This is a genomic window from Actinomadura roseirufa (assembly GCF_900659635.1).
GTDB classification, from domain to species: domain Bacteria; phylum Actinomycetota; class Actinomycetes; order Streptosporangiales; family Streptosporangiaceae; genus Spirillospora; species Spirillospora roseirufa.
This window is the reverse complement of sequence record NZ_CAACVB010000407.1, coordinates 1-5,087: the sequence shown is the minus strand read 5'-3', so window position 1 is coordinate 5,087 and position 5,087 is coordinate 1. Positions and strand designations below refer to the sequence as shown.

Sequence of the window (5,087 nt, the reverse complement as noted above, 5' to 3'; positions counted from 1 at the left end):
GGCTGCTCGCCGCGCTCGGCGAGCGGCGGGCGGCCGTCGCCGGGATCGACGCGGGCGCGCCGCCCGCGTTCCTGCTGGCGATGCGGCGCCCCGACCTGGTGCGGCGGCTCGTCCTCATGGAGTCGTCACTCGGCGGGGCGCCCCGCGCCGAGGGCGGCCCCGGCGGCGGGCCGCCCTGGTGGTTCGGGTTCCACGCGGTCCCGGGGCTCGCCGAGACCGTGCTGGCCGGGCACGAGGCGGAGTACGTCGACTGGTTCCTCGGCACAGGCACGCGCGGACGCCTCACCGTGCCCACCCTCGCGATCGGGGCCGAGCCGGTGGGCGCCCTCCTGGAACACCAGTTGCGGCCGATCGCGGACGACCTCGCCGGGCACCTGATCGAGGACTGCGGCCACATCGTCCCGCTGGACCGTCCGCACGCGCTGCTCTCGCTGCTGCGGCCCTTCCTACGTTCCGGCCCCCAGGCGTGACGGACGCCCGGGCCCTCGGACCAGCCGCCCGGACCCGGCAGGCGGACCGGGCGCCGGACCCCCGCGCACCGGGTCCGTCCACCTGGTCTGGAGCCGGGTCCGGACCAGCCGGTTCCCCTCTCCTATAGGACGTGCGTCTCCGCCATGGCCACCGCGATGCGGCGCGGGCCGGTGTAGGGCTCGCGGGCGTGCGCGGTGAGCATGTTGTCGATGACCAGGACGTCGTCCTGGCGCCAGTCGAAGCGGACCTGGTGGGCCCGGTAGCAGTCGCGGAGGTGGTCCAGCGTCGCCGCCGGGATCGGGCCCCCGTCGCCGAAGTAGGTGTTGGTCGGCAGGTCGTCCTCGTCGAGGACGGCCAGCAGCCCCGCGCGGACGTCGGCGGGGAGCGTCGTGTGGTGGAAGAAGGTCGCGTGGTTGAACCACACCGGGGCGCCGGTGTCGGGGTGCCGGTGCGTGGCCGCGCGGACGGCGCGGGTGCGCAGATGGTCGTCGGCGAGCCACTCGCACTCGATGCGGTGACGGCGGCAGTACTCCTCGACCTCGGCCCGGTCGCCGGTGTTGAACGCCTGCCGCCAGGGCACGCCGAACGGCGCGTGGAAGTTCCGGACGACCATCCAGCCGCGCCGCTCGAACTCCTCCCGGACGGCGGGGTCCACCGCCCGGTAGATCAGCCGCGAGTCGGCCAGCGGGGTGGCGCCCTGGGTGTCGGGTGGGGTCGCGCAGTAGAAGTACAGGAGCCTCGGCCAGGAGTCCTGGTAGGAGCTCTCGTTGTGGAAGAAGATCTCCTCGTCCGGCGGGTAGTCCGTGGACGTGTAGACGTTCCCCTTGATCGAGCTGCGGGGGGACGACCGCTCGGCGTACTGGAGCGGCGGCTCGCCCGACAGGGCCTCGACGACCGGCTGGAAGCCCTCGACTCCGCCGATGGGGAAGCCGCGGAACAACAGCGCGCCGTGCACGCGGAGCTGTTCGCGCAGCCGCGGCCGATCGTGCTCGATCAGCTTGGTGAGGTCCGTCCCGCCGGACTCGATCACATGGGGGAGGGTCATCTGCTCGCCATCCTGTCAGTCCATCACGGGGCCGTTGCCCGTCCTGTGGGCCCTGCTCCGCCGGTTGTCCAGCGACACGAACGTGCGGTGCAGCCAGCGGTCCTCGCCGTCGTAGCGGGGCGTGAACGCGGTGCGCCCGTGGACGACGACGCGGTTGTCGACGATCGCCATCTCGCCCGACGCCAGCAGCAGCGGCCTCGACGCGCGCAGGAACGCCGTCCTGAGGTGGCTCATCGCCTGCGCGGCCTCCACGTCCACCGGGGTCGTGGCGAAGAAGTCCACCCGGACGTTCGGGTCGGCGGGGTCCCCTTCGAGCAGCGGGTGCCGCGGCGGCTCGGCGGCCCCGGACGACTGGAAGGACGGCGGCGGCTCGGTCACGAAGCGGGGGCGGCGCAGGACCTCGCGGTCCTCCTCGCGCAGCATCGGCAGGACGGTCCGGATCGAGGAGGTGAGCGTCCCGCCCGTGCCCTCCCGTTCGCTGCGCAGGGACAGCAGGCCCACGTAGTCGGGTCGGTGCGGGTGGAAGGCGTTCTCGACGTGCATCTCCAGCGGCACGGAGCCGGCGTTGCTCTGCGAGCTCTCCCGGCCGTGGACGGGCACGACGTTCTGCACGAGCGCCCCCGACTTCTCCTCGCGGTAGGCGACGATCTCGCCGAGCTGGAGGGTGACGAGCACCGCCACGCACGCGGGGACGGTCGCCGCCCGCTCGACGGAACCGGCGACGGTCGGGGTGGGCGGCAGCGCGGCGGCGTCCACCGGCAGGTTGCCGATGACCAGGACGCCCTCGGGTCCGGGGTCGTGCCGGTAGCGCCGGATCATCTCCAGCAGCCGGGGCGGCAGATGACAGGACAGCGCGCGGGCCTCGGCCACCCAGTCCGGGTCGTCGACCAGGCCCGGCGGGGTCTTCGCCAGCCGGCCCGCGAGCTGGTCGAGATCGGCGCGTTCGGGCCCGGTGAGGCCGAGCCGCAGCACGTCCGGCGCGGTCACCGGTCCGGTGTCAGATGCCTGTGCCACTGTGGTCTCCCTCGTCGATGAGCTCGTCGATCTCGGCGCGGACCCGGTCCTCGATCTCGACGGCGAGCTCGGCGACCGTGGGCCGCTCGAACACGGTCCGGATCGGCAGGTCGACGCCGTAGTCCTCCTGGAGCCGGGCGATCAGCCGGATGGCCAGGATGGAGTGGCCGCCGCTCTTGAAGAAGCTCCGCCGGACGCCCGGGTCGTGGCCGAGCAGCTCGGCCCAGATCTCCGCGATGTGCGCCTCGACCTCGTTGCCGGGCGGCACCGGCGCGTCGTCGGCCGGCTCGGGCGCCGGGAGCGCGCCCCGGTCGACCTTGCCGTTGGCGTTCAGGGGCAGGGCGTCCAGCCGCACGAAGGCGCCGGGCACCATGTAGTCCGGCAGCCGCTCCGCGCAGTGCGCGGCCAGGTCGTCGGCGCCGAGCTCGGACACGTGGTAGCCGACGAGCCGCCCGTCGCGGAAGGCCACGAACGCCTCCCGGACGCCGGGGCGGGTCAGCAGCGCGGCCCGCACGTCGCCCGGCTCGACCCGGTATCCGCGGATCTTCACCTGGTCGTCGGCGCGGCCGACGAACTCCACGGCGCCGTCGGCGCGCCGCCGGACCAGGTCGCCGGTCCGGTAGAGCCGCGCGCCGGGCGGGCCGGCCGGGTCCGGGACGAAGCGGGCGGCGGTCAGGCCGGGCGCGCCCGCGTAGCCGCGCGCGACGCCCGTCCCGCCGGCGTACAGCTCGCCGACCACCCCGGGCGGGACGGGCCGCATCCGGGCGTCCAGGACGTGCATCGCCATGTTCGGCAGCGGGCGGCCGATCGGGACGACCTCGCCGCCGAACGGCTCGGTCACCGGGTAGACGCACGTCCCGACCGACGCCTCGGTCGGGCCGTACTCGTTGAGGACCTCGGCGCCGGGCGCGACCTCCCGGAACCGGCGCAGCAACTCCCGGGAGAACGCCTCGCCCGCGACCACCCAGATGCCGGCGAGGCCGTCGAGGTCCTCGGCGCCGCGCTGGTGGAGCAGGACGTCCAGGTGGCCGGGGGTCAGCTTCACGAAGGCGAACGGGCCCGCGGGGACGAGCCGCGCGGCCAGCTCGTCCAGCCCCGCCGACGCGGGCAGCAGCCAGACCCGCTGCCCGGACGCCAGCGGCGCCCACAGGTTCGGCACGACCAGGTCGAAGGCCACTGACGAGAAGACCGGCGCGCCGCCCGTGCCCCGCGAGGCCAGGTCCTCGACGGCCCAGCGGATGTGGTTGGCGAGCCCGCGGTGGGTGACGACGACGCCCTTGGGCGTGCCGGTCGAGCCGGAGGTGAACACCACGTAGGCGGCGGCGTCCGGGTCGACGTGGGTCCACAGCGGCTCGGCGGCCGCGTCCGCGTCCTCGGACCCGGCGGTCCCCGAGGCGGGGCTGAGGGTCCTGCCCTCGATCCGGTCGCGGTGCGCCTCCGGGACGAGGGTGAGCACGGCTCCGGCCTGGCCGAGCATGACGGCCATGCGCTCGCCGGGCAGGGCGGGGTCGAGCGGCAGGTAGGCCGCGCCCGCCTTCCACACCGCGAGCATCGACACGACCAGGTCCGCGGACCGCTCGGCGAACACGCCGACGACGTCCCCGGGTCGCACGCCCTCCCCGACCAGCGCGCGCGCCGTCCGGTCGGCGGCCGCGTCCAGTTCGGCATAGGTGAGGGACGTGGCGCCACAGCGGACCGCCTCGGCACCTGGATGCGCCGCGACCGCGGACTCGATCAGGGCGGGCACCCCATCCGGCTCCCAGGCGCGGGCGGTGTCGTTCCATCCGGCCGAGCCCGCGCCGGACGCCCCCACCGGCAGGTCCACCGCGTCGAGGCGGGTCGCCGGGTCGGCGGCGAACGCCTCCAGAAGCAGGACGAGCCGTTCCGCGAGGCGCCGCACGGTGGCCTCCTCGAACAGCGAGGTGGCGTACTCGAAGGCACCGGCGAGCGACCCGTCGGGCCGCCGCCACAGGAAGAGCGTCAGGTCCGTCTTGGCGACCCGCCAGGCCCGCTGGAAGGCGCCCATCGCGACGTCGTCGGCGGTGACGACGCCGGTCACGCCCTCCTCCTGGAGGTCGAAAGCGGCCTGGTAGAGGGGCGTGCGGGACAGGTCGCCCGCCGAGGCCAGCTCGTCCACGAGCCGCTCGAAGGGCAGGTCCTGGTGGGCGAACGCGTCGGCGGCGACCTCCCGGACCCGCTCGACGGCCTCGGCGAACGACAGCCCCGGGTCCAGCCGGCACCGCAGCGTGAGCGAGTTGAGGAAGAACCCCGCCACGTCCTCGATCTCCGGCCGAGCCCGGCCCGCGACGGGGGTACCGACCGGCACGTCCCACTCGCCGCAGTGCCGCGCCAGCAGCACGGCGAACCCGGTGAGCAGCGTCATGAACGGGGTGGCGCCGTGCCGGCGGGCCAGCGCGTCGAGCCGGGCGGACACCGCGCGGGGGATCTCGACGGGCACCCCGGCGCCGCGCGCGTCGCGGACGGCGAACCACCACGCGGCGAGCGAGATGGTGAGGAAGACGAGGGAGGCGGCGTCGGGCTCGGAGTCGAGGACGCC

At 75.0% G+C, this 5,087-nt stretch carries 4 protein-coding genes; 1 reads left to right on the top strand and 3 read right to left on the bottom strand.

Annotation, left to right across the window (positions count from 1 at the left end; translation table 11 throughout):
- Positions 1-470, top strand: a 470-nt coding sequence (locus E1291_RS38920; protein ID WP_242614654.1) for an alpha/beta fold hydrolase, incomplete at its 5' end; no start/stop codon positions are given.
- 122 nt (positions 471-592) lie between these two features.
- Here E1291_RS38920 and E1291_RS38915 read toward each other — a convergent pair.
- The 3 genes from E1291_RS38915 to E1291_RS38905 all read right to left on the bottom strand — a co-directional run.
- Complete coding sequence (locus tag E1291_RS38915) at positions 593-1,516, bottom strand: TauD/TfdA family dioxygenase (RefSeq protein WP_131743033.1); 924 nt, start codon at positions 1,514-1,516, stop codon at positions 593-595.
- A gap of 15 nt (positions 1,517-1,531) precedes the next feature.
- On the bottom strand, positions 1,532-2,530 hold the full coding sequence (locus tag E1291_RS38910) for a TauD/TfdA family dioxygenase (protein ID WP_207401181.1): 999 nt from the start codon (positions 2,528-2,530) through the stop codon (positions 1,532-1,534).
- A partial coding sequence (locus E1291_RS38905; protein ID WP_131743032.1) for a non-ribosomal peptide synthetase occupies positions 2,514-5,087 on the bottom strand: 2,574 nt, incomplete at its 5' end. The genes E1291_RS38905 and E1291_RS38910, both read right to left, overlap by 17 nt.